This is a genomic window from Saccharopolyspora tripterygii, assembly GCF_054778355.1.
In genome coordinates this window covers 173152-197047 of the sequence record NZ_BAAGZP010000018.1, presented here as the reverse complement: position 1 = coordinate 197047, position 23896 = coordinate 173152, and the positions used below count along the sequence as shown (strand labels likewise).

The following is a 23896-nucleotide window of genomic DNA, read 5'->3' as shown; positions in this document are numbered from 1 at the left end:
TTGTATACCGACTATATGCAAGCTAGGGGTCTTCGTTGCCGTCCGGACGTGAAGTCGCTTACGCCCATCTCAAGGACACGGTCCTGAGCGACCCCGCGATGCAGGGTCAGTTCGTCAACGAGCAGGCCTTGGCCGACGAGATCGGGGTGTCGCGCACCCCGATCCGCGAGGCCCTGCTGCTGCTCGCCGCCGAGGAACTGGTCCAGCTGGTGCCCAAGCGCGGCGCCTACGTGGCGCCGGTGGGCGGCAAGGAGATCCGGGAGCTCTTCGAGATCCGCGCGATGATCGAGTGCTACGCGGCGCGCCGCGCGATCGAGCTGGACGCGGTGCCCCTGGAGGCGATGCGCCGGGAGCTCGACGACCAGCGCGGGCTGGGCGAGGACCAGGCGCGCGAGTTCATCGACCACGATCACCGGTTCCACTCCGCGCTGGTGGCGGCCGTGGGCAACGAGATGCTGTCCAAGACCTACGACGGCTTGCGGGCCCGTCAGATCCGGGCGGGCGTCGAAGCGCTGTTCCGGTCCGACGGGCGCCGCAAGTCCGTGCTGTCCGAGCACGAGGCGATCGTCTCGGCGCTCGCCGCGGGCGATCCGGAGGCCGCGGCCGCGGCGATCACCGAGCACCTCAGCGCGACCCGGCTGGTGCTGCAGTCCGGCTGAGCCACAGGCCGACGAGGGTGACCACGCAGGTCGCCGCCAGGTAGCAGGCGGGCGCGATCCAGCTGTCGAAGTAGGCGTACAGCGAGGTGAACAGCAGCGGGGCGAGCGCTCCGCCGATGATCCCGGCGAGGGTGTAGGCGAGCGAGGACCCGGTGGCGCGCAGCGCGGGGCTGAACTGCTCGGCGACGAACGCAGCCTGCGGCCCGTACATCAGCGCGTGCCAGACGAGTCCCACGACGACGCCGAGGATCAGCAGCCCGGCCGAGCCGCCGCCCACGAGCGGGAAGAAGGCGAAGGGCCACACGAGCCCGCCGACCGCGCCGATCGCGTAGACCCGGCGCCGGCCGTAGCGGTCCGACAGCGCGCCCGCCAGCGGCATCAGGAACAGCTGCAGCGAGGAGCCGAGCATGACGCCGGTGACCGCCCAGGTCTTGGGCATGTCGAGCTGCTGGGTGGCGTAGGTGAGCACGAAGACCGTGAACAGCGCGTAGAGCACGTCCGGGCCGACGCGGGCGAGGATCCCGGAGATCAGCGCGCGCGGTTCCCGGGTGAACACCTCGCGGACCGGGGCTGCGGCTCGTTCGCCCTTCTTCTGGATCTCTTGGAAGACCGGGGTCTCCTCCAGCTTCACGCGGATCCACAGGCCGAAGATGACCAGCACCGCGGAGAGCAGGAAGGCCACGCGCCAGCCCCAGGACATGAACTGCTCGGTGGTGAGCCCGGCGGCGAGTCCGGCGAGGACGCCGTTGGCGAGCAGGTTTCCGGCGGGCGGACCGATCTGGGCGGCGGAGGCCCAGAAGCCGCGGTGCTTCTCGCTGCCGTACTCGCTGGAGAGCAGCACCGCGCCGCCCCACTCACCGCCGATGCCGACGCCCTGGGCGAAGCGCAGCAGCACGAGCAGCACGGCGCCGAGCGAGCCGACCTGGGAGTGGGTGGGCAGCAGTCCGATGAGGACCGTGGAGATGCCGGTGATCAGCAGGGTGATCACCAGGACCTGCTTGCGGCCCAGCACGTCGCCGAGCCGGCCGAAGACGAATCCGCCCAGCGGGCGCGAGACGTAGCCGACGGCGTAGGTGGAGAAGGCCAGCAGGGTTCCCGACAGCGGGTCGTGGCTGGGGAAGAAGAGCTGGCCGAACACGAGCGCGGAGGCGACCGAGTACGCGGCGAAGTCGTACCACTCCAGCGAGGTTCCGCTGAGGCTCGCCACGAAGGCCTTGATCAGGTCTTTGCGAGCCGGTCTTGCGTCGGTCACGGGCGCGTGGGTCATGGGCTCCCTCGATTTCCAGGTGGACCGGCAGAGTGTGATACGAACTGTATACAAGAGGTATGCCAAATGGGAGGGCCCTGTGTTTCCACTTCATTTCGATGTCGGCGGCCGGACGGTCGAGGTTCGGGTCACCACGCTGCTCAACGCCGGGTACGCCGGTCGCAGCCAGGAGGACGTGGCCGCCCACGTCGCGGAACTCGCCGAGCTCGGCGTCCCCGCCCCGACGCGCACGCCCTGCCTCTACCCGGTCGCTCCCTACCTGGCGCTGCAGACCGACGTCGTCCCGGTCCAGCACGGGCGCACCTCCGGCGAGGCCGAGTGGGCGCTGGTGATCACCGAGGACGACGTGCTGCTGACGGTCGCCTGCGACCACACCGACCGCGAGCTGGAGGTCCACGGCGTGGCCTGGAGCAAGCAGGCCGGTCCGGACGTCCTGGGCCGCAAGGCCTGGCGGCTGGCCGACGTCGAGGACCGCCTCGACGAGCTCACGCTCACCGCTTGGGCGGGTGAGGCGAAGATCCAGGACGGCACGCTCGCGGAGCTGCTCACGCCGCGCTACTGGCTCGACGAGCTCCGGTCGCGCGGCCTCGCCGAACCGGGCACCGTCCTGATCTCGGGCACCATCCCGATGGCCTCCGGCGTCGACCAGTTCGCCGAGACCTGGCAGGTCGACCTCACCGACCCCCGGACCAGCGACACGATCACCTGCCGCTACCAGGTCGCCCGCATGCCCGAGCCCGTCGCCTGACCCCACCCCCACCACAGCCGCGGCCCCGACCACCCACCGAACGTCCGTTCCGGTCGGGGCACGGCGAGGTATTTCCCAGTTTTAGTCCGAACCGAGCCATGATCATGTCCGAAATGTCGGCTCAGTTTGGACTAAAACTGGGAAATGCCCAGGTCGCCACTGTCCAGGCCGCTACGAAACCCGCGGTTCTCGTGCGTTGGAGCCTGGGGGCGTGCGTTGGGGGTTCGGGTTCTCGTGGTGTGGGGGTGGGAGTGTCGGGCCTGGTGGGGAGGAAGATCTCTTCTTATTGAGAAGGAGTTGCAACAGCCCTTATGGTGCTTGAGTGCTGAAACGTCGGAATTTGGTCGTCGCGTTATCGCTCGCCGCAGGTGCGGTCGCAGCCGGTTGCTCAGCTCCTTCGCAGCCCGGTGACACCGGGGATCCCGGGGCGATGCTGCTCGCCGACGGGTACGAGCCGGAGAGCCTGAACCCGCTGCTCGGATACGGGGCCGAAGGGGCGGCGAAGTTCTACGACGGACTGCTCGCCTTCGACGGCAGGGCGCAGCTGCGACCGGCCCTGGCGGTCGAGCAACCGCGGGCCAACGCCGACGCGACCAGCTGGACCGTGCGGCTCCGCGACGGCGTGAAGTTCCACGACGGGACGCCTTTCGACGCCGAGGACGTGGCCGCCACCTACCGCGCGGCCATCGACCCGGCCTACGCCTCCACGGTCTCCTCCGACTACGACATGCTCGCCGGCGTCCAGGCCGTCGACCCGCACACCGTGCGCTTCGACCTGCAATTCCCCTACTCGGCCTGGCCGTCGAAGCTCGTCCTGGGGATCATCCCGAGCGAGTCGCTGAGAACGCCTGCCTCGCAGGAGAACTCGCCGCTGAACACGCACCCGGTCGGCACCGGCCCCTACCGGCTCGTCGAATGGCGCCAGGGCGACCAGATGACCTGGGCCGCCAATCCCGACTACTGGGGCGGCGCACCGGCCGTGCACGACATCACGGTCGTGTTCGCCAAGGACGACAACACCCGCGCGCAGCGGCTCGCCGCGGGCGAGTTCGACGGCACCGTGCTGCCCCCGGTGCTCGCCGGGAGCGCCGCGCGCGAGGGATTCCGCGTCGTGCACCACGACACCGCCGACTACCGCAGCATCGCGCTGCCCAACACCCACCCCGTCGCGGGTGACCCGGCCGTGCGCACCGCGCTGAACCTCGCGGTGGACCGGGACGGCATGATCAAGGCGCTGCTCGGCGGGCACGGAAAACCCGCCCACACCCCGATCCCGCCGTCGATGGGTGCCAACCACGAGCCCTCGGCGACCTTCGCCCACGAACCGCAGCGCGCGGCCCGGACGCTCGACGACGCGGGCTGGCGCGTCGGCGCGGACGGGATCCGCGAGCGCAACGGCACCCGCGCGAAGTTCACCGTCATGTACTTCGCCGACGACAGCCTCCGCCGGGACCTGGCAACGGGTTTCGCCTCCGACGCCCGCAAGGTCGGCATCGAGGTCGAGCTCGCCGGGGTGGACCGCTCAGCGGTCGCAGGCCGGCTGGCCACCGACGGCATCGTGCTCGGTGGCGGCAACCCGATGGACCCGGACCCGCAGGCCTACTCCAGCCTGAGCTCCGCGGCGATCGGCACCGGCACCTACAACAACCCCGGTCAGTACCGCAACGCCGAGGTCGACGCCGCGCTCGAATCGGCCCGCCGCGAGCTGGACCCGGCCAAGCGCGCCGAGTTCTACCGGCAGGTCCAGCGCGCCTACGTCGCCGACCCCGGCATGGTGTACCTGGCGTTCATCGACCACAGCTACGTGCTGCGCGACGGCTCGTTCACCGGCTACCAGCCGCCCGTCGAACCGCACACCCACGGCACCACCTGGGGCCCGTGGTGGAACGTCGAGACCTGGAAGCCCCGGGCGTGAGACGAGCGATCACGCGGCTGGTGCTGCGGCGCCTGGCCTTCGCGGTCCCGGTGCTGGTGATCGTCGCGCTCGGGGTGTTCCTGCTGGCCGCGGCGTCGCCGTTCGACCCGATCGACCAGTACTTCGGCGTGCGGCTGTTCACCGCATCGGCCGCCGACGTGGCGCGGGTGCGCGCCGAACTCGGCCTGGACCGGCCGGTGCTCGCGCAGTTCTGGCAGTGGTTCAGCGGTCTGCTCACCGGCGACCTCGGGACCTCCCGCTCGCTGCGGCAGCCCGTCGCGCAGGTCGTCGCGGAACGACTGCCCTGGACCGCTCTCCTCGCGGCCACCGGACTCGCGCTCGCCGTGGTCTTCGCGCTGGTCGGAGGCACGATCGCGGCCTGGCGGCAGGGCGGGGCGGTCGACCGGCTGGTCACCGCCGTCGGCCACGCGCTGGAAGGCGTCCCGCCGTTCGTGCTGGCGCTGCTGTCGATCGCGGTGTTCTCCCTCGGCCTCGGGTGGCTCCCGGTGGCGGGCCTGACCGACGCCGGGCAGGACATCTCCTTCGGGCAGGTCGCCGAACACCTGGCGCTGCCCGCCCTGGTGCTCGGCGTGTCCCAGACACCGTGGCTGGTGCTGCACGTCCGCCAGTCGATGCTCGGTTCGCTCGCCGAGGACCACGTCACCGGTGCGCGTGCCCGCGGGCTGGCCGAACGGGTCGTGGTGCTGCGGCACGCCCTGCCCACCGCGCTGCTGCCCTTCGTGACGCTCCTCGGCGCCCGGATCCCGGAGCTGGTCACCGGAACCGTGCTGGTCGAAGAGGTCTTCTCCTGGCCGGGCCTGGCCGGGGCCGTGGTCACCGCCGCCACCGCCGTGGACTACCCGCTGCTGGCGATGGTGACCCTGGTGGCGACCGCGGCGGTGCTGCTGGGTTCGCTGCTGGCCGACATCGCTGCGATCCTGCTCGACCCGAGGGTGGCCGCCGATGGCTGAGCTGACCTGGAAACCCGCAGGACGCGCGGGCACCTCCCGCGCCCGCCCGCGCACCCGCTTGCGCACCTCCGCCGTCGCCCTGGTGCTGCTGGTGCTCGGCGCGGCGCTCGTGCCGCTGCTGCTGGGCGGGCAGAGCGTGAACTACGAGGACATCCGCCTCGCTCCCGGTCTCGCGCACCCCTTCGGCACCGACTCCAGCGGCCGCGACCTGTTCGTCCAGTCGATGGCCGGACTGCGGGTGTCGCTGCTGGTGGCCGCGTTCAGCGCGCTGGTGTCCACAGTGCTCGGTTCGCTGGTCGGGGTGATCGCCGGAGGGCTCGGCGGCTGGCCCGACCGGTTGCTGATGCGGCTGGTCGACACCGTCAACTCGGTGCCGCACCTGCTGCTGGGCGTGGTCATCGTCGCGCTGTACCGGGGAAGCCTGCTCGCGGTGATCTGCTCCATCGCGCTCACGCACTGGACGACGGTGGCGCGCATCGTGCGTTCCGAAGTCCTCTCGCTGCGGCAGCGGCCCTACGTGGACGCCGCCATCGCGGGCGGTTCCTCGCGAGCGCGGATCCTGCGCAGGCACCTGCTGCCCGCGATCGTGCCGCAGGCCGCGCTGTCGGCGGTGCTGCTCGTGCCCCACGCCGTGTGGCACGAAACCGCCCTGAGCTTCCTCGGTCTCGGCCTGCCGCCGCACCTGGCCAGCATCGGCAACATCCTCGGTGACGGTCGCGACGCCGTGCTGCTCGGAGCCTGGTGGATCGTGCTGTTCCCGTCCGGTCTGCTGGTGGTGACCACGCTCGCCGTCTCCGGATTGGCCGCGACCTGGCGGGACCGGATCGTGCCGCGACGACGATCGGAGCTGTCGCTGTGACCGACCTGCAGGCCCCCGAGACGACCGATCTGCTGTCGCTGCACCAGCTCTCGGTCCGGTTCCGGTTGCCGCGCGGCGTGCTGGTGCGCGCCGTGAGCGACGCCGCGCTGCGGCTGCGGCCGGGGCGGGTGCTGGCGCTGGTCGGCGAATCCGGTTGCGGCAAGTCGGTTCTGGCCTCCGCGCTGCTCGGACTGCTGCCCGGCAACGCCGAAACGCGGGGCAGCGCGCTGCTCGACGACGGAACCGACCTGCTCGCGGCACCGGAATCGGTACTGGCAGGGCAGGTTCGGGGCCGCCGCATCGGTCTCGTGCCGCAGTCGGCGAGCACCCACCTCACCCCGGTGCGCACCGCCCGGGCCCAGCTGGTGGAGACCATCGAGGCGCTGCGCGGACCCAGCGGTGCCGACGAGCTCGCGCGTCACGTCGGACTCGACCCGGCCGACCTGGACAACTACCCGCACGAGCTCTCCGGCGGCATGGCGCAGCGGGTCGCGCTCGCCCTGGCGCTGGCCGGGGACCCGCGGATCATCCTCGCCGACGAGCCGACCACCGGCCTGGACCGCCCGCTCGTCCACCGCACGGTCGACCTGCTCGCCGATGCCGCGACCGACGACCGCGCGGTCCTGCTGATCACCCACGACCTCGCCGCCGCCCGCCGCGTGGCCACCGACGTCGCGGTGATGTACGCCAGCCGCGTCGTGGAAGCCGGTCCGGCCGAGGCGGTGCTGGGCGATCCCTGGCACCCCTACACCGCGGCGCTGCTGGCCGCGCTGCCCGAGGGCGGGTTCGAGCCGATCCCCGGCCACCCGCCGTCGCTGACCGAGCTCGACCGCATCGAAGGGGAGTGGGGCTGCGTGTACTGCCAACGCCGTCCGGACCAGCCGGGATTCGCGCCCTGCACGGGAGATCCCGCACTGCTCGCCCGCGGCGAGCGGTGGATCGCGGCCCACGCGCCGTGCTGAGCGCGAAGGACGTCGTCGTCGGCTACCGGCGAGGCGAACCCGTGCTCGACGGCGCGAGCATCGATCTCTCCGCAGGCGAAGTGCTCGGTCTGGCCGGTCCCAGCGGTTCGGGCAAGTCGACGCTCGGGCGCGTGCTGGCCCTCCTGCACCAGCCGTGGTCCGGACGAGTGTCGCTCGATGGCGGTGACATCACCGGTTTTCGGCACCGCACACCCCCGGAAACGCGAAAGGCGATCGGAATCGTCTTCCAGCACCCGCGCCCGGCCGTCGACCCCCGCTTCACGCTCCGCGACATCATCTCGGAACCGCTGCTGGCCGCCGGAGAACCCGGCGACATCGCCGCGCTCACCGACGAAGTCGGCCTCACCGACGAACTCCTCACGCGCAGGCCGCACGAGGTCAGCGACGGTCAGCTGCAACGCGCCTGCCTGGCCCGCGCCCTCGCCCCACGGCCCCGCTACCTGGTGTGCGACGAGATGACCGCCATGCTCGACGCCTCCACCACGGCCGCGCTCGTGCGCGTCGTCGACCGCCGGAGGACCGAAGACGGCACCGGAGTCCTCGCCATCAGCCACGACGAAGCACTCCTGGCGCGCTGGGCCGACCGTGCGGTTCACGTGGCCGAGTTGATATGAGATTGTGGCGCAATGCGGTACTCGGGGAGCCGCTTCGAAGAAGTACGAACGACTCTCAGGAGCTGACGTGAGCGAGCAAGAAGGCACCACCTTCCTCCAGTGGCGGGAACGCGTGCAGAACGAGGCGGCCGGTGACCGCCCGCAGATGCGCCTGCTGATGATGGTGGCCGCAGGAGTGGTAGTGGCCGGCATCCTCCTCGGCACGATCGTCCTGATGCTGTCCTGATCTTCTTGGCCCCCGCTCGCTGCTCTCTGGTTCCACTGCGTGGCGGTGCGGGTGGCGGAACCTCAGACGCCTCCTGGCTCCGGGATCCCGAGACTTGAGTATTAGGGGATACGCGGCGCTTCGGCTGTCCTCCCCAGGAGGCGTCTGAGAACCCGCGGCGGTGCCGGTTGCCTGCGTGGGGCACGGAGAAAGCACCTTCGGTGCTTGCCTGACGTGGGGAAGTTTTCATGAGAACTTCCGTCTTGTGCCCCAGGAGGCGTCTGAGAACCCGCGGCGGTGCGGGTTGTTCGACGTGCTTTGGTAGGACTGCGAAAGCACCTTCGGTGCTTGGGTTTCAGCCTTCGGTCTTGCGCCAGAACTGCTTTCGGTGGCCGTCCCGGAGGACGATCCCCAAGTCCGCCAACTGGGTTCGCAGGAGCGCGGCCTCCTTGTGGTCGCGCCTGCGCAACGCCCGGTCCCGCTCGGTCATCAGGGCGTTGACCCGCAGCGGCAACTCCTCGGTGTCGCCCGCCCACAGCGCGTAGCGGCCCGCGTAGGGATCCGAGTCGCGCCAGCGGTAGCCGTGCTCGCGGAACGCGTCGCGCAGCGCCAACCGGTCCAGCCCCGACCTGCGGCGAGCCAGCTCCGACCCCGACCCGTCCAGCAGCACCAGATGCCCGCGTTCGGTGAACACCGCGTCCACCTCACCACCCGGGATCTCGTGCGCGCGACGCCCCGTCGCCAGCACCACCCGCTCCGGGTCGATCGTCGCCGTCAGCCTCTCCTGCGCGAACAACCCCGCGAAACCCAGACCGATGATCGCGCCCAGCGCCACCGCCACCACCGCGCCCCACGGGTCCGCGCCCGACGCCGCGAGCTCGAACACGCCCTGGAACGGCGCCCACGGCAAACCCGCCACCCACGCCGCCACCAGCCTCAGCAGGAAACCCGCAGCCGCCCCCAGCAACGGGCAGTAGATCCACGAGCCCCTGCGGACCAGCGCGGGCGGACGGATCGTCGTCGCGGTGCTCATGACCCCATTATCGCGAGAGAAAGGGCCCGGGGTGCGCACACCCCGGGCCCTCCCGATCCCCCTCCTCAGACGGGTCAGGCACCCGCCTCGCGCAGCAGGATGTCCACTGCGGCGTCGTTGCGCGCGGTCTCCCGCTCGATCACGTCGCCCGGCGGGTAGAACCCGTCAAGACCGCCGCTGCTCGACGGGTACATCTCGAACGTGAACGCCAGGATCTTGTGCTGACCCCACATCCAGTCGAGGCTGTCGCCGTCGGTCACGTACAGGTCGCTCGACTGCTGCGGCGTGTAGCCGTTGGTCTGCGCCATCTCGGTGCCGACCTTCACGAACCGGTCGTTCTCCTCCTGCGTCATGCCCTCGGTGACGTCGTCCTGAGTGTGGCCGAATGGCCACAGGACCAGCTCGGAATAGGTGTGGAAGTCCACCGCCGCCTTGATCTGCTGGGCACCGCCCACCACGCGCGAGTCGATGAAGTCCCGCATCGCCGCCGTCTCCGGAGCCGACCAGGCCTCGGTGCCCCGGTAGGTCTCATCCGCCGGGTCATCGCTGGAACCACCGCAGCAGCCCCACTTGTGGCCCCAGTTGCGGTTGACGTCGGTGCCCTGGTCCTGGCGGTTCTTGCGCCAGCCCTGGTACTCACCCGACTCCACGTCGTAGGACGACCCGTCCGGGTTGACCGACGGGATGATCCAGATCTCGCGGTTGTCGACCGAGTCCTTCACCGCCGGGTCCGCGTAGTTGTCGGTGAACCGCTGGGCGACGTGCAGGCACATCTCCGTGGTCAGGTGCTCGCGGGCGTGCTGGTTGCAGTCGAAGAGGACCTCCGGCTCGTCCTCGTCCGTCGCCACGTTGTCGCTGACCTTGAGCACCGGGATGTCCCGGCCCTCGAACGACTTGCCCGCGCTGACCTTCGCCGCGATGTCGGGGTGGTCGGCGACGGTCTTGTCGAGTTCGGCGACCATCTCGTCGTAGTTGTGGTACGCCTCGTCACCAGGCGGGAAATCACCCGGCGCCTTGGGCTGCACGCCGTTGCGCTTCTGCAGCGCATCAGCGACCTTCGCCTGCTCGGTGAGCTGGAAGCCGCGAGCGCGCAGCTGCTCGGCCACCTCGCCCGTCGCCTCCACGCTGGCGACCCGGTCCTTGGTGACACCCAGGACCTCCGCGCCGCTGCGGTTGATCTCCGTGCGGGATGCGCTGTCGGTGTTGGGGACCGTGTAGATCGCGCGGTCCTGCGCGGATGCGCCGGTCGGTTCTGCGGCCAAGCCCGCCTGAACCGGTGCCAGCAGTACCAGGCCGGCGGCCGCGGCCACCAGAGCTGCCTTGCGCCTAGAGCTGAACATCGGGTCTCCGATCGATCACTGGAGGTGATGTTGGCAGAGTCCAGGAGGTTGGTGCTCATGGCAACTCATTGGCGAACTATGGCCCCAGTATGAACATTTTCCCCCTTTTTCTTCGGGGTTCCTTCGGGGTGCCCGTGCCTTGTGTTGTTCGGGTCTTGTTGCTCGGCGGTGCGGGTTCACTGCAACTACTCAGTGGTCTTGCTGCTTGGCGGTGCGGATTCACTGCAACTGCTCTGTGGTCTCCTTGCTTGGCGGTGCGGGTAGCGGAACCTCAGACGCCTTCTGGCTCCGGGATCCGAGGCTTTTGTATGCCAATACACGACACGTCGGCTGTCCTCCCCAGAAGGCGTCTGAGAACCCGCGGCGGTGCCGGTTGCTTGCGTGGGATGGTGAGGAAGCACCTTCGGTGCTTGCCTGTCGTGGGTCGTGGGTCGTGGGTCGTGGGTCGTGGGTCGTGGGGAAGTTTTCATGAAAACTTCGACCTTGCCTCCAGCACGAACCCGAGTCCCCGGAGCGGTGCGAGTTGCTTGGGTGGGTGATGAGAAGGCGCCTTCGGTGCTTGCCTGACGGTCGTCCTCGGTCTTGTTCTCCTTCTGGTGTGTGACTCGGGGCTGGGTTTGGGGACTGGGTGGTGGGGGTCGATTACCCTTGTTGGTGCAGTCACCTGTCCTGGAAGGATGCTCATGCTCACCCGTACCGACCTGCGCGGTCGTGTTCCGTCCACCGCTACCTTGCGCGCCACGTTGCCGCGGGCCGAGATGGACGTCGAGCACGTGCTGCATCGGGTGCGGCCGGTGATCGAGGACATCCGCGACCGCGGCGTCGACGCCGTGCTCGAGCACACCGAGAAGTTCGACGGGGTCCGCCCCGAGCGGGTGCGAGTGCCCGCCGAGGAGCTGCGCCGGGCGCTCGACGAGCTCGACCCGGCCGTGCGCGCCGCGCTGGAGGAATCCATCGCGCGGGCCCGTCGCGTGCACGCCGACCAGCAGCGCACCGACAGCACCACCCAGGTCGTGCCCGGCGGCACCGTCACCGAGCGCTGGGTGCCCGTCGCGCGAGTCGGCCTCTACGCGCCCGGCGGCCTCGCCGTCTACCCGTCGAGCGTCGTCATGAACGTCGTCCCCGCCCAGACCGCCGGCGTCGAATCGCTGGTCGTGTGCAGCCCGCCGCAAGCCGACTTCGGCGGCCTGCCGCACCCGACGATCCTCGCCGCCGCCCAGCTGCTGGGCGTCGAGGAGGTCTGGGCCGTCGGCGGCGCGCAGGCCGTCGCGCTGCTCGCCCACGGCGGCACCGACACCGACGGCGCCGAGCTGGTGCCCGCCGACATGGTCACCGGCCCCGGCAACGTCTACGTCACCGCGGCCAAGCGCCACCTGCGCAGCATCATCGGCATCGACTCCGAAGCCGGGCCCACCGAGATCGCGGTGCTCGCCGACGGCACCGCCGACGCCGTGCACGTGGCCGCCGACCTCATCAGCCAGGCCGAGCACGACACGCTCGCGGCCAGCGTGCTGGTCACGACCTCGCCGGAGCTGGCCGACGCCGTCGACGCCGAACTGGAGCGCCAGGTCGGCCTGACCAAGCACGTCGAACGCATCCGCACCGCGCTCACCGGGCGCCAGTCCGGCTGCATCCTGGTGTCCGACGTCGACGACGGCATCCGTGTCGTCGACGCCTACGCCGCCGAGCACCTGGAGATCCAGACCGCCGAGGCCGACGCCGTCGCGGCGCGCGTGCGCAACGCGGGCGCGATCTTCGTCGGCCCCTACGCGCCGGTCTCGCTCGGGGACTACTGCGCGGGCTCCAACCACGTGCTGCCCACCGGCGGGTGCGCCCGCCATTCCTCGGGCCTGAGCGTGCAGAGCTTCCTGCGCGGCATCCACGTCGTCTCCTACACCGAGCAGGCGCTGCGCGAGGTCGCCGACCAGGTCGTCGCGCTGGCCGACGCCGAGGACCTGCCCGCCCACGGCCAGGCCGTGACCGCCCGCTTCTGAGACGATGACCCATTCAGCCGCCGCAACGACGCAGGTGGGACGGCCTCCCACCGCGCCGGTCACTCCGGCGGCGAGAAGATGATGAAGGACTTCCATGAGTGACGTGCTCGGCGCCGACACGACGCTGGCCGACCTGCCGCTGCGGGACGACCTGCGCGGACGCAGCCCCTACGGGGCGCCGCAGCTGGACGTCTCGGTCCGGCTCAACACCAACGAGAACCCCTACCCGCCGCCGCCGGAACTGGTCGCCGACGTGACCTCCGCCGTCGCCGAGGCGGCGGCCGACCTGCACCGGTACCCCGACCGCGACGCCCGCGAGCTGCGCAGCGACCTCGCCGCCTACCTCTCCGGCGCCACCGGTGCCCAGCTGGCGATGGACAACGTCTGGGCCGCCAACGGCTCCAACGAGGTCCTCCAGCAGATCCTCCAGGCCTTCGGCGGGCCCGGGCGCACCGCGCTGGGCTTCGAGCCCTCCTACTCGATGCACCCGATCCTGTCGGCGGGCACCCGCACCGACTGGGTGCCCGCGCCGCGCCGCGACGACTTCAGCCTCGACGGCGCCGAGGCCGCCCGCCTGGTGGCCGAGAAGCAGCCCGACGTCGTGTTCGTGACCAGCCCCAACAACCCCACCGGCCAGTCGGTGTCCCCGGACGACCTGCGCGCCGTCCTCGACGCCGCACCGGGCGTCGTGGTGGTCGACGAGGCCTACGCCGAGTTCTCCGCGCAGCCCAGCGCGGTCGAGCTGATCGAGCGGTACCCGGCGAAGGTGATCGTCAGCCGCACCATGAGCAAGGCCTTCGCCTTCGCGGGCGGACGGCTGGGCTACCTGGCAGCAGCACCGGCGATGATCGAGGCGTTGCTGCTGGTCAGGCTTCCGTACCACCTGTCGTCGGTGACCCAGGCAGCCGCTCGTGCCGCGCTGCGGCACGCCGAAGCCACGCTGGGCTCGGTGCACGCGCTGAGCGACGAGCGCGACCGGGTGCTGGCCGCACTGCGGGAACTGGGATTCACCCCCGCGCCCAGCGACGCCAACTTCGTGCTGTTCGGCCGGTTCGCCGACGCGCACCGGGCCTGGCAGCGCTACCTGGATTCCGACGTGCTGATCCGCGACGTCGGCATCCCCGGTCACCTGCGGGTCACCATCGGCACGCCCGCCGAGAACGACGCGTTCCTGGCGGCGAGCAAGGCAGTTGTGGAGGAGATCGAACGGTGAGTTTCCAGCCAGGCACGCGGGTCGGCCGCGTCGAGCGCGCCACCAAGGAGTCGTCGGTGCTGGTCGAGCTCGACCTCGACGGCACCGGGCAGGTCGACGTCGACACCACGGTCCCCTTCTACGACCACATGCTCACCGCGCTGGGCACGCACGCCGCGTTCGACCTCAAGGTCAAGTCCACCGGCGACATCCACATCGACGCCCACCACACCGTCGAGGACACCGCGATCGTCCTCGGCCAGGCGCTGCGCCAGGCCTTGGGCGACAAGAAGGGCATCCGCCGCTTCGGCGACGCCTGGATCCCGATGGACGAGACCCTCGCGCACGCCGCCGTCGACGTCTCCGGCCGCTCCTACTGCGTGATGTCGGGCGAACCGGAGGAGTACAACACCTTCACCATCGGCGGGAACTACCCGTTCGTCCTCAACCGGCACGTCTTCGAGTCGCTGGCCTTCCACTCGCAGATCAACCTGCACACCAGGGTGATCCACGGCCGCGACCCGCACCACATCGCGGAGGCCGAGTACAAGGCCATCGCCCGCGCCCTGCGCGCCGCGGTCGAACCCGACGCCCGCTTCGCCGGAGTCGTCCCCTCCACCAAGGGCGCGCTCTGAGAGCTGTTCCAGCGCCGCCGACGTCGAGCACGTCGTCGTGCTGATGCACGAGAACCGGTCGTGTGGGGGTGGGGAAGTTTTCATGAAAACTTCCCAACCCCCACACGACCCGACCGCGCGATGCACCGCAGCACCCCGGGTGTCACGGGCTGACGCCCCCGGCACGACGAAGACCGGGACTCCCTCGTCAGGTGACGGGGAATCCCGGTCTCCGGGGGAGGCGCGTCAGGCCGAGGCCGAGGCCGAGGCCGGGGTCTTCTCCTCGCTGGACGCTCCGCCGTCGTCGACGAACGTCTGCTCGTTGAACGGCGACTCGCCGGTGAAGACCTGCTGCATCTGGGCGCGGTCGAGCTCCTTGGTCCAGGAACCGATGAGCACCGTCGCGACCGCGTTGCCCGCGAAGTTGGTCAGGGCACGGGCCTCCGACATGAAGCGGTCGATGCCCACGATCAGACCGACGCCGTCGAGCAGGTCCGGGCGGTGCGACTGCAGACCGCCCGCCAGCGTGGCCAGGCCGGCGCCGCTGACGCCCGCCGCGCCCTTCGACGCGATCATCATGAACAGCAGCAGACCGATCTGCTCCCCGATCGACAGCGGGTCACCGAGCGCGCTGGCGATGAACAGCGACGACATGGTCAGGTAGATCATGGTGCCGTCGAGGTTGAACGAGTAGCCGGTGGGCACCGTGATGCCCACGACCGGCTTGCTCACGCCCAGGTGCTCCATCTTCGCGATCAGTCGCGGCAGCGCCGCCTCCGACGAGGAGGTCGACACGATCAGCAGGAACTCGCGGCCCAGGTAGCGCAGCAGCGAGAAGATGTTGACCCGCGCGAACAGCCACAGGATGGCGCCCAGCACGACGAAGATGAACAGCGCGCAGGTCGTGTAGAAGCCGATCATGATCACCGCGAGGCCCTTGAGCGCGTCCACGCCGGTGGCGCCGACCACGGCAGCGATCGCGCCGAACGCGCCGACCGGGGCCACCCACATGACCATCGCCAGGATCTTGAACACCAGGCGCTGGAGGTGCTCGATGCCGCGCAGGATCGGCTTGCCCTTGTCGCCCATGCTCTGCAGGGCGAAACCGGCCAGCAGGGCCACCAGCAGCGTCTGCAGGACCTCGCCCTCGGTCAGGGCGGAGACCAGCGTCTTCGGGATGATCCCGAGCAGGAAATCGGTGGTGCCCTGCGACTCCTCGCTGGCCTGCTCGGCGCCCGAACCGCGCAGCTCGTCGGTGATCTGCAGGCCCTCGCCCGGGTGCAGCACGTTGCCGACCATCAGGCCGATGATCAGCGCGACCACCGACATGATCATGAAGTAGGCCAGTGCGAGACCGCCGACGCGGCCGACCTTGGCGGCCTGGCGGACGCTGCCGACGCCGAGCACGATCGTGCAGAAGATGATCGGCGAGATCATCATCTTGATCAGTTCGATGAAGCCGGTGCCCAACGGCTTGAGAGCCTTGCCGACATCGGGGGCGAGGAAGCCGACGGCGATGCCCGCCAGGACGGCGACGATCACCGCGATGTAGAGGTAGTGCGTTCTGTCCCGACGTTTCGTCGGCGCAGCATCATTGCTAGCCACTGTTGAACTCCTTGCGCGGCCGGGTGTCTCCGGGTCACGTACGGTTCACCGTGCGTGTCCCAGGTCACGGAAGATCCGGTCCGAGACTATGCGAGCTGTGTATCGTCGCCGTCTCGCTTCTGTTCATTGTGTTCACATCGTCGTCATGAGTGAGTGATGTCCGGATACCGGTACCGGTTCCGCCCGCGGTGGAGCCTGGCTCGTCAGCTGTTCGTGCTGCAGATCATCGTCGTGGCCGTCGTCGTGCTCGCCGGAGCCGCGCTGGCCACCTACGACGCCGACCAGCGGACGGAGGACACGGCGCGGGAGAAGGTCGTGGCGGTGGCCCGGACGCTGGCCGCCCAGCCCGCCGTGGCCGACGCGATGGCCTCCTCGGACCCCACTGCGACGCTGCAGCCGCTGGCCGAGCGAGTGCGGGCCGAGTCGGGGGTCGACTTCATCACGATCATGTCGCCGCAGGGGATCCGGTTCACCCACCCCGACCCGTCCCGCATCGGCCTGCCGTTCCGCGGCAACATCGACCCCCGGCGAATGCTGGTCGAGACCTACACCGGCACGCTCGGCCCCTCGGTGCGCGCGGTCGTGCCGGTCCACCGCGGCTCCCAGATGGTGGGGCTCGTGGCCGACGGCATCACCGTGCGGGCGATCACCGACGAGCTGCGCGGCCGGCTCGCGGTGCTGGTGCTCGTTGCGGGCGGGGCGCTGCTGCTCGGCGGGGTGCTGACGTACCTGGTCAACGCCCGGATCCGGCGGCACACCCACGGCATGCGACCTGCTGAGCTGTCCCGGATGTACGAGTACCACGACGCGATCCTGCACGCGGTGCGCGAAGGGCTGCTGCTGGTGTCGCCGGACGGGCGCGTGACCTTGTGCAACGATGGTGCCGCTGTGCTGCTCTCACTGGATTCCGCCGAGATCGAAGGTGAGAAGGTGTCCGGGCTGGACCTTCCACCGTCCCTTGTGGACGCCTTCGGCAGGGGATCGGTCCGCGACGAGGTGCACCTGACCGACCACCGCGTGCTGCTGGTCAACGTCTCCTCGGTCCGCAGCGACGGCCGCGACCTCGGCAGCGTCATCACGCTGCGGGACCACACCGAGCTGCAGGCCCTCAGCGGCGAGCTCGACTCGATGCGCGGGTTCGCCGAGTCGCTGCGCTCGCAGGCCCACGAGTCCGCGAACCGGCTGCACACCGTCGTCTCGCTCATCGAACTCGGCCGGACCGAGGAAGCCGTCGGGTTCGCGACCTCCGAACTGGACCTCGCGCAGCGCCTGACCGACCAGGTCGTGGGCTCCGTGGGAGAGCCGGTGCTGGCCGCGCTGCTGCTGGGCAAGAGCGCGGAGGCGGGGGAGCGGGGCGTCGAGGTGGTGCTGCGCGAGGACACCGAGGTCGACGACGCGGCCCTCGAACACCTCGACTCCCGGGACCTGGTGACGATCCTCGGGAACCTGATCGACAACGCCGTGGAGGCGGTGGCGGACCGGCCGGGGCCCCGCGTGGAGGTGACCCTCCGGTCCACATCGGACGGAGTGCTGATCCGGGTCGCCGACAACGGTCCCGGCGTTCCGGCCGACACCTCCGAGCTGTTCCGGCGCGGCTGGTCGACGAAGTCCGACGACCGCGGCCTCGGCCTGGCGCTGGTCGGCCAGTGCGTGCGGCGGCACGGCGGCACCATCGACGTCGGCGGCGACGAGGGAGCGGTGTTCACCGTCCGGCTCCCGGGGGCGTCGCGATGATCTCGGTTCTGGTGGTCGAGGACGACCCGGTGGCGGGCGAGGCGCACGAGGCCTACGTCAACCGGGTCGAGGGCTTCGCGGTGGCCGGGCGCGTCCGCACCGGTCAGGCGGCGCTGCGGTTCGTCGAGCACACCACCGTCGACCTGGTGCTGCTGGACCTGCGGCTGCCCGACATGGACGGGCTCCAGGTGGCTCGCGCCCTGCGCACGGCGGGACTGCCGGTCGACGTCATCGCGGTCACCTCGGCCCGGGACCTCAAGGTGGTGCGCGCGGCGGTGTCCAGCGGCGTCGTGCAGTACCTGCTCAAACCGTTCACCTTCGCCGCTATGCGCGAGAAGCTGGAGCACTACGCGCGGTTCCGCGCCACGCTCGGTCAGGACCGGGAGGTCCAGGGGCAGGCCGAGATCGATCGCGCGTTCTCGTCCCTTCGCGGCGTGGACCGCGCGGCCCTCCCCAAGGGGATGAGCGAGGAAACCCTCGCCGCGGTGGTCACGGCGTTGCGCGCGATGCCTTCCGGCGGGTCCGCGGGCGCGGTCGGCGAAGCCGCGGGCGTCTCCCGCGTCACGGCCCGCCGCTACCTGGAGTACCTCGCGGGCACGGGCGTGGTCGAACGCCTCCCCACCTACGGCACGGTCGGACGCCCGGAGATGACCTACACCTGGACTGGCGAGTCCTGATTGCTCCCACCCGCAACAGATCTCCGTGGTGGGTGGGAGCGGCGGCGCGTTCAACACCTCGGGTCTTGCCGGGGGTCACCAACGGGCAATTTTGGTCTGAACTGACCGGGCGAAACGGACATTGATCATGGACGGTTCGGACCAAAACTGCCCATTGCGGGCTCAGTGGGCGGGATTGCGGCGGGGTGGAGGTCAGTTGGGCAGTTGCGTCGTGGGGTCCGCCGTGGGGCGGAGGACCGGGGCTCCGGGGCCGTTCTCGGCTTGGCGGTCGTCGGGGTTGTTGAGGATGCAGGTGCGCAGGGACAGGCAGCCGCAGCCGATGCAGCCCGTGAGGTTGTCGCGGAGGCGCTGCAGGCCGTCGATGCGGGCGTCGAGCTCGTCGCGCCATTGCCGGGAGAGCCGGGCCCAGTCGGTTTTGGTCGGTGCGTGGTCGTCGGGGAGCGTGGCGAGTGCTCCGGAGATCTGCTCCAGGCTGAGGCCGACCCGCTGCGCGGCGCGGATGAACGCCAGCCGGCGCAGCACCGCCCGCCGGTAGCGGCGCTGGTTCCCGGTCGTGCGGGTGGAGGTGATCAGGCCGCGGTCCTCGTAGAAGCGCAGCGCGGTCTGCGCGACTCCGCTGCGGTGCGCGACCTCTCCGATGGTCAGCAAGGCGGGAAGTTTCGACACCTCGCCAGGCTAGCCCAGAACCTCCATCATGATGGAGCTCATCGACCCTTGACTTCGACTTAGCTCGAAGTTCCATCCTGGTCGGCATGGCGATCAAGACGGACTACCAGTACGCGGACCTGCGCCCGCTGATGACGCGGATGACCGGCGACGAGAAGCACGACTCCGCGGCCACCTCCACCCTCGACGCGCTCTGGGTGCTCTACGACCAGGTCCTCTCGGTGGCTCCCGACCGCGTCGACGACCCGCAGCGCGACCGGTTCCTGCTCTCCAAGGGGCACGGGCCGATGGCCTACTACGCGGTCCTGGCGGCCAAGGGGTTCCTGGACCCGGCCGAGCTGGACCGCTTCGGCGAGTTCGACTCGCGGCTGGGCTTCCACCCCGACCGGGTGCTGGCGCCGGGGGTGGAGATCGGCAGCGGATCGCTGGGCCACGGGCTCCCGCTCGCGCTCGGCGTCGCGCTCGGCCTGCGGGCACGGGGGCTCGACCGGCCGCGCGCCACCTTCGCCGACCGCCCGCTCGCGGTCGTCGCCGAGGTCGAAACCCGAGGAGGAACCCGATGAGCATGCGCGAGCAGTTCGTGCGCACCACCACCGCGGCCATGGACGCCGACCCGAAGGTCGCGCTCGTGCTGGCCGAGATCTCCCTCGACCGCTTCACCGACGCCCTCGACCGGCACGACGAGCGCGTGTTCAACGTCGGCATCCGCGAGCAGGTGATGGTCGGCGTCGCCGGGGGACTGGCGCTGGCGGGGATGCGGCCGGTCCTGCACTCGATCACGCCGTTCCTCGTGGAACGGCCCTTCGAGCAGCTCAAGCTCGACCTCGGGCATCAGGGCGTCGGGGCGATCGCGGTCAGCACCGGCGCCTCCTACGACTACCCGACGGCCGGGCGCACCCACATGGCTCCCGGTGACGTCGCGCTCATCGACACGCTGCCGGGCTGGAGGGCGCACGTGCCCGGCCACCCGGACGAGGTCGATGCGCTCCTGAGCCGCGAGTTCGACCAGGACGGGCTCGCCTACCTGCGGCTCTCCGACCGCGTCAACGCCGAGCCGCTGGCCACCGGGCCCGGCTGGCACCAGGTGCGGCACGGCCGCGACGGCGTGGTGCTCGCCGTCGGACCGATGCTCGATCCGGTGCTGGCGGCCACCGCCGCGATGGACGTCACAGTCCTCTACACAGCCACGATCCGGCCGTTCGACGCCGCAGGGCTGCGCGCCGCCGTGCGCACGTCGGCCCCGGACGTGGTGCTGGTCGAGCCCTACCTGCGCGGCACCTCCACCCGCGAGGTCGCCGAGGCGCTGTCGGACACTCCGCACCGGGTGCTGTCGATGGGCGTGCGCAGGGACCTGGAGCTGCGCGCCTACGGCACCGTCGAGGAGCACGACGCCGCGCACGGGCTCGGGCCGAGTGCCATCGCGGGCGAGGTCGCCCACTTCCTGCACGGGGTGAGGAATCGGGCGGCGTGAGCCCGGTAGCCTGGCCGCGTGGCACGAGTCGTCATCTTGGACTACGGATCAGGCAACCTCCGCTCCGCCGAACGCGCTCTGCAGCGCGCCGGCGCCGACGTCGAGGTGACCGCTGATCATCGTGCCGCGGTCGAGGCGCAAGGCCTCGTCGTTCCCGGCGTCGGCGCGTTCGCGGCCTGCATGGAAGGGCTGCTGGAGGTCGGCGGCGACAAGATCATCGATCAGCGGCTCTCCGGCGATCGCCCGGTGCTGGGCATCTGCGTGGGCATGCAGGTGCTGTTCGGCCAGGGCGTGGAGCACGGCGTGCAGGCCGACGGCTGCGGGCAGTGGCCCGGCACCGTCGAGCGGCTGCAGGCCGACGTGCTGCCGCACATGGGCTGGAACACCGTGCGCAAGCCCGCCGGCAGCGTGCTGTTCGACGGCCTGGACGACGAGACCCGCTTCTACTTCGTGCACTCCTTCGCGGTCCGCGAGTGGGAGCTGGCGAGCTCCGACTCGATCGACCCGCCCAGGGTGACCTGGGCCGAGCACGGAGAACCGTTCGTGGCCGCCGTCGAGAACGGAGCGTTGATGGCAACCCAGTTCCACCCGGAGAAGTCCGCTGACGCCGGGGCCCACCTGCTGCGCAACTGGCTGGGCACCCTGTGACCCGCCGTCACGGGTTGCTCGGCCCGAACGCCGTGCGCGTGGTCGCCCTGGTGCTCGCGGTCGGCATGGCCTCGGCCGTCGGCGCCCCGTACCTGATCCAGGCCGGTGTGCCCGTGCTGGGCGTGGTGGCGCTGACGGTGCTGGTGCTCGGCGTTCCGCTGGTGGCGATCCTCCGCAGCGAACGCACGCGCCGCTGACCTGCGGTAACGCCGCCCGTTTCCCATTTCGCGCGAAATTCGACACCCGGGGTTCGGGCTCCAACTCCGCGCGAATTTGGAATTCTGTCCCCCGTTCGGGGCAGGCCTGCGAGGTGGCCGGGTGTTCGGCCCCGGCGGGGCGTCATTAGGGTTGAGCTGTGAGTTTCACTTTGCTTCCCGCTGTTGATGTTGCCGATGGGCAGGCCGTCCGCCTCGTGCAGGGCGCCGCCGGTACCGAGACCTCCTACGGTGATCCGCTGGAGGCCGCGCTGACCTGGCAGCGCGCGGGCGCGGAGTGGGTTCACCTGGTCGACCTCGACGCCGCTTTCGGCCGCGGCAGCAACCGCGAGCTGCTGGCCGAGGTGACCGCGAAGCTTGACGTGCAGGTCGAGCTCTCCGGCGGCATCCGCGACGACGCCTCGCTGGAGGCCGCGCTGGCCACCGGCTGCGCTCGGGTCAACCTCGGCACCGCCGCGCTGGAGAACCCGGAGTGGGCGGACCGCGTCGTGGCCGAGTACGGCGACCGCGTGGCCGTGGGGCTGGACGTGCGCATTACCGAGCAGGGGCACCGCCTGGCCGCGCGCGGCTGGACCAAGGACGGCGGCGACCTGTGGGAGGTGCTGGCCCGCCTCGACGCCGCCGGCTGCCGCCGCTACGTCGTCACCGACGTCAGCAAGGACGGCACGCTGCAGGGCCCGAACACCGAGCTGCTGCGAGAAGTCTGCTCCCGCACCGACTCCCCGGTCATCGCCTCCGGCGGAGTGTCCAGTGTGGACGATCTGGTCGCGCTCTCGCAGCTGGCGTCGGCGGGGCTCGAAGGCTCCATCGTCGGCAAGGCCCTCTACGCCCAGAACTTCACGCTGGAAGAGGCCCTGGCCGCAGTTCGCTGATCCCCGGATCTTCTCCGGGGAATCCCTGATCGACGTCGCATCGCGAGATCAGCACCGTGGTGGTCGTGATCCGAAACACGGATCCGACCACCACTGGAGGAACTCCATGCGACGAACACTGGGGGTGTTGCTGGCCGCCGGCGCGTTAGCCGGGGCGGCGGCCGCACCGGCGCAGGCGGAGGCCGGGCTCGACTGGCAACCCTGCGAGCAGAACGCCGAGGTCGAGTGCTCGACCGTGCAAGTCCCGCTGGACTGGGCCAACCCGCAGGGCGAGCAGATCGACATCGCGGTGGCCCGGCGCCCCGCGACCGATCCTGCCAGGAAGATCGGCACGCTGGTCGCCATGCCGGGTGGTCCTGGTGGCACCGGGGTCAGCTGGCTGGTCGGCGGCAGCCCGTTCGATCCCGAGATCGCCGCCCGCTTCGACGTCGTCAGCTACGACCCGCGCGGATTCGGCGGAAGTCACCAGCTGCAGTGCGATCCCGCGCTGATGGAGGAGATGCCGGACGTCCGCCCGGACGGATCCGAGCAGTTCGAGGGGCTGAAGGACTACAACCGCCGCGCCTCCGACGACTGCCGGGCGCGCAGCGGCGCGATCGTCGACCACATGGACACCGCGAGCGTCGCCCGTGACATCGACGCGTTCCGCGCGGCGCTCGGCGAGCAGCAGTTCAGCCTCTACGGCATCTCCTACGGCACGCTGACCGGGCAGATGTACGCCGAGCAGTTCCCCGAGCGGGTCCGATCTCTGGTGCTGGACAGCGTTTTCGACCACAGCCAGGACACGTCCGGCTTCATGGTCACCCAGGCGGAGGCCGCCGAGGACTCCTTCGGCGAGTTCGCGAAGTGGTGCGACCGGGACGCGGCGTGCGCGCTGCACGGTGAGGACGTGGGCGCCGTCTACGACGAGCTCCGCAAGCGGGCCGAGGCCGGTGAGCTGCCGCAGCCGGGTGGCGCGGAGCCGATGACGCCGGTCGAGCTCGCCCGAGGGGTGATCGGGGCCTTCTACGGGCCGGACTGGCACTCGCTGGCCACCCAGCTCGACGAGATGCGCAACGGGCAGCCGACAACCCTCGCGCAGCAGCAGGAACCGGTCGCCAACCCCACCGCGGCGTTCTGCAACGATCACCGCATCGAAGCCGAATCGCCCGAGCAGTACGCCCGGCTCTTCGAGCAGCAGGAGCAGGCCGCTCCGCACCTGCGCGGTGGCGTCGGGGGCGCGCTCGCACCGTACTGCCTCGACTGGAAGGCGCCGGTGCAGAACCCGCAGCACGTGCCCGACATCCGCACCGAGGCGCCGGTTCTCATCCTCAACGCGCTGCACGACCCGGCCACCGGCTACAACTGGGCGACCAACGTGGACTCCCAGATCGAGCAGGCGACGCTGCTCACCTACGACGGCTGGGGTCACGGCGTCTACGGCCGCAACGAGTGCACGCTGAACGCGACCAACGCCTACCTGATCGACGGCGTGATGCCCGCCGAGGGCGAGCACTGCCCGGCGGTCCAGCCGGAACCCGTGCAGACCGCGGCCCGGCCGACCACGCCCTGGTGACCGAGCCCCGGTGACCTGCGTCCCCACCCCGGCTCCGCTCGGGGTGGGGACGTCTACCC

23 protein-coding genes and 1 pseudogene are annotated in these 23896 nt (G+C 70.6%); 19 read left to right on the top strand and 5 right to left on the bottom strand.

The window, feature by feature from the left end; genetic code table 11:
* The first annotated feature begins 35 nt into the window (after nt 1-35).
* Nucleotides 36-659, top strand: a complete 624-nt coding sequence (locus ACYVF3_RS14780; RefSeq protein WP_461154791.1) for a GntR family transcriptional regulator — start codon at nt 36-38, stop codon at nt 657-659.
* On the opposite strand, the gene ACYVF3_RS14775 is transcribed toward ACYVF3_RS14780, so the two are convergent.
* The gene (locus ACYVF3_RS14775) at nt 625-1911 is read right to left on the bottom strand and encodes an MFS transporter (RefSeq protein ID WP_461154790.1); all 1287 of its coding nucleotides are present in this window, start codon (nt 1909-1911) and stop codon (nt 625-627) included. The genes ACYVF3_RS14780 and ACYVF3_RS14775 overlap by 35 nt on opposite strands.
* Before the next feature lie 94 nt (nt 1912-2005).
* Here ACYVF3_RS14775 and ACYVF3_RS14770 point away from each other — a divergent pair, with 94 nt between their 5' ends.
* From ACYVF3_RS14770 to ACYVF3_RS14740, 7 genes are all read left to right on the top strand, one after another.
* Complete coding sequence (locus ACYVF3_RS14770) at nt 2006-2674, top strand: DUF2848 domain-containing protein (protein ID WP_461154789.1); 669 nt, start codon at nt 2006-2008, stop codon at nt 2672-2674.
* Between the two features lie 322 nt (nt 2675-2996).
* The gene (locus ACYVF3_RS14765; RefSeq protein ID WP_461154788.1) at nt 2997-4589 is read left to right on the top strand and encodes an ABC transporter substrate-binding protein; all 1593 of its coding nucleotides are present in this window, start codon (nt 2997-2999) and stop codon (nt 4587-4589) included.
* A complete protein-coding gene (locus ACYVF3_RS14760) occupies nt 4586-5560 on the top strand; it encodes an ABC transporter permease (protein ID WP_461154787.1) in 975 nt (324 codons plus the stop codon). The genes ACYVF3_RS14765 and ACYVF3_RS14760 overlap by 4 nt, the downstream gene beginning before the upstream one ends.
* Nucleotides 5553-6419, top strand: a complete 867-nt coding sequence (locus tag ACYVF3_RS14755; protein WP_461154786.1) for an ABC transporter permease — start codon at nt 5553-5555, stop codon at nt 6417-6419. The genes ACYVF3_RS14760 and ACYVF3_RS14755 overlap by 8 nt, the downstream gene beginning before the upstream one ends.
* Nucleotides 6416-7381 carry an ABC transporter ATP-binding protein gene (locus ACYVF3_RS14750; RefSeq protein ID WP_461154785.1) on the top strand — a complete coding sequence of 322 codons (966 nt, stop codon included), beginning with the start codon at nt 6416-6418 and terminating at the stop codon, nt 7379-7381. Before ACYVF3_RS14755 ends, ACYVF3_RS14750 begins: the two co-directional genes overlap by 4 nt.
* Nucleotides 7375-8016 (top strand): ABC transporter ATP-binding protein, encoded by a 642-nt coding sequence (locus tag ACYVF3_RS14745; protein WP_461154784.1) that lies wholly within the window; start codon nt 7375-7377, stop codon nt 8014-8016. Before ACYVF3_RS14750 ends, ACYVF3_RS14745 begins: the two co-directional genes overlap by 7 nt.
* Before the next feature lie 67 nt (nt 8017-8083).
* The gene (locus ACYVF3_RS14740) at nt 8084-8242 is read left to right on the top strand and encodes a hypothetical protein (RefSeq protein ID WP_461154783.1); all 159 of its coding nucleotides are present in this window, start codon (nt 8084-8086) and stop codon (nt 8240-8242) included.
* Between the two features lie 334 nt (nt 8243-8576).
* Here ACYVF3_RS14740 and ACYVF3_RS14735 read toward each other — a convergent pair whose 3' ends face one another.
* Nucleotides 8577-9254 carry a YqeB family protein gene (locus tag ACYVF3_RS14735; RefSeq protein ID WP_461154782.1) on the bottom strand — a complete coding sequence of 226 codons (678 nt, stop codon included), beginning with the start codon at nt 9252-9254 and terminating at the stop codon, nt 8577-8579.
* Between the two features lie 74 nt (nt 9255-9328).
* A complete protein-coding gene (locus tag ACYVF3_RS14730) occupies nt 9329-10594 on the bottom strand; it encodes a M14 family metallopeptidase (RefSeq protein ID WP_461154781.1) in 1266 nt (421 codons plus the stop codon).
* 683 nt (nt 10595-11277) lie between these two features.
* On the opposite strand from ACYVF3_RS14730, the gene hisD reads away from it, so the two are divergent.
* From hisD to hisB, 3 genes are all read left to right on the top strand, one after another.
* On the top strand, nt 11278-12588 hold the full coding sequence (gene hisD, locus ACYVF3_RS14725) for a histidinol dehydrogenase (RefSeq protein ID WP_461154780.1): 1311 nt from the start codon (nt 11278-11280) through the stop codon (nt 12586-12588).
* A 94-nt stretch (nt 12589-12682) separates the two neighbouring features.
* On the top strand, nt 12683-13801 hold the full coding sequence (locus tag ACYVF3_RS14720) for a histidinol-phosphate transaminase (protein ID WP_461154779.1): 1119 nt from the start codon (nt 12683-12685) through the stop codon (nt 13799-13801).
* Complete coding sequence (hisB, locus tag ACYVF3_RS14715; RefSeq protein WP_461154778.1) at nt 13798-14415, top strand: imidazoleglycerol-phosphate dehydratase HisB; 618 nt, start codon at nt 13798-13800, stop codon at nt 14413-14415. Before ACYVF3_RS14720 ends, hisB begins: the two co-directional genes overlap by 4 nt.
* A gap of 225 nt (nt 14416-14640) precedes the next feature.
* Here the strand turns inward: hisB and ACYVF3_RS14710 are convergent, their stop codons facing one another.
* Nucleotides 14641-15999, bottom strand: a complete 1359-nt coding sequence (locus ACYVF3_RS14710; protein WP_461154777.1) for a cation:dicarboxylate symporter family transporter — start codon at nt 15997-15999, stop codon at nt 14641-14643.
* A 156-nt stretch (nt 16000-16155) separates the two neighbouring features.
* On the opposite strand from ACYVF3_RS14710, the gene ACYVF3_RS14705 reads away from it, so the two are divergent.
* Both ACYVF3_RS14705 and ACYVF3_RS14700 read left to right on the top strand, forming a co-directional pair.
* Nucleotides 16156-17733: a sensor histidine kinase gene (locus ACYVF3_RS14705; RefSeq protein ID WP_461154776.1), complete on the top strand. Its 1578-nt coding sequence runs from the start codon at nt 16156-16158 to the stop codon at nt 17731-17733.
* A complete protein-coding gene (locus tag ACYVF3_RS14700; RefSeq protein WP_461154775.1) occupies nt 17730-18410 on the top strand; it encodes a response regulator in 681 nt (226 codons plus the stop codon). Before ACYVF3_RS14705 ends, ACYVF3_RS14700 begins: the two co-directional genes overlap by 4 nt.
* Nucleotides 18411-18602: 192 nt before the next feature.
* On the opposite strand, the gene soxR is transcribed toward ACYVF3_RS14700, so the two are convergent.
* The gene (gene soxR, locus ACYVF3_RS14695) at nt 18603-19076 is read right to left on the bottom strand and encodes a redox-sensitive transcriptional activator SoxR (protein ID WP_461154774.1); all 474 of its coding nucleotides are present in this window, start codon (nt 19074-19076) and stop codon (nt 18603-18605) included.
* A gap of 86 nt (nt 19077-19162) precedes the next feature.
* Here soxR and ACYVF3_RS14690 point away from each other — a divergent pair.
* The 6 genes and pseudogenes from ACYVF3_RS14690 to ACYVF3_RS14665 all read left to right on the top strand — a co-directional run.
* Nucleotides 19163-19573 (top strand): annotated as a pseudogene (locus tag ACYVF3_RS14690) (transketolase); the annotation flags it as partial.
* A 62-nt stretch (nt 19574-19635) separates the two neighbouring features.
* A complete protein-coding gene (locus ACYVF3_RS14685) occupies nt 19636-20547 on the top strand; it encodes a transketolase family protein (protein ID WP_461154773.1) in 912 nt (303 codons plus the stop codon).
* A gap of 18 nt (nt 20548-20565) precedes the next feature.
* Entirely contained in the window at nt 20566-21195 is a 630-nt protein-coding gene (gene hisH, locus ACYVF3_RS14680) for an imidazole glycerol phosphate synthase subunit HisH (protein WP_461154772.1), read from the top strand.
* Between the two features lie 14 nt (nt 21196-21209).
* Nucleotides 21210-21392, top strand: a complete 183-nt coding sequence (locus ACYVF3_RS14675) for a hypothetical protein (protein ID WP_461154771.1) — start codon at nt 21210-21212, stop codon at nt 21390-21392.
* Between the two features lie 158 nt (nt 21393-21550).
* The gene (gene priA, locus ACYVF3_RS14670; RefSeq protein ID WP_461154770.1) at nt 21551-22282 is read left to right on the top strand and encodes a bifunctional 1-(5-phosphoribosyl)-5-((5-phosphoribosylamino)methylideneamino)imidazole-4-carboxamide isomerase/phosphoribosylanthranilate isomerase PriA; all 732 of its coding nucleotides are present in this window, start codon (nt 21551-21553) and stop codon (nt 22280-22282) included.
* A 106-nt stretch (nt 22283-22388) separates the two neighbouring features.
* Nucleotides 22389-23837 carry an alpha/beta hydrolase gene (locus ACYVF3_RS14665; RefSeq protein WP_461154769.1) on the top strand — a complete coding sequence of 483 codons (1449 nt, stop codon included), beginning with the start codon at nt 22389-22391 and terminating at the stop codon, nt 23835-23837.
* The last annotated feature ends 59 nt before the right edge of the window (nt 23838-23896 follow it).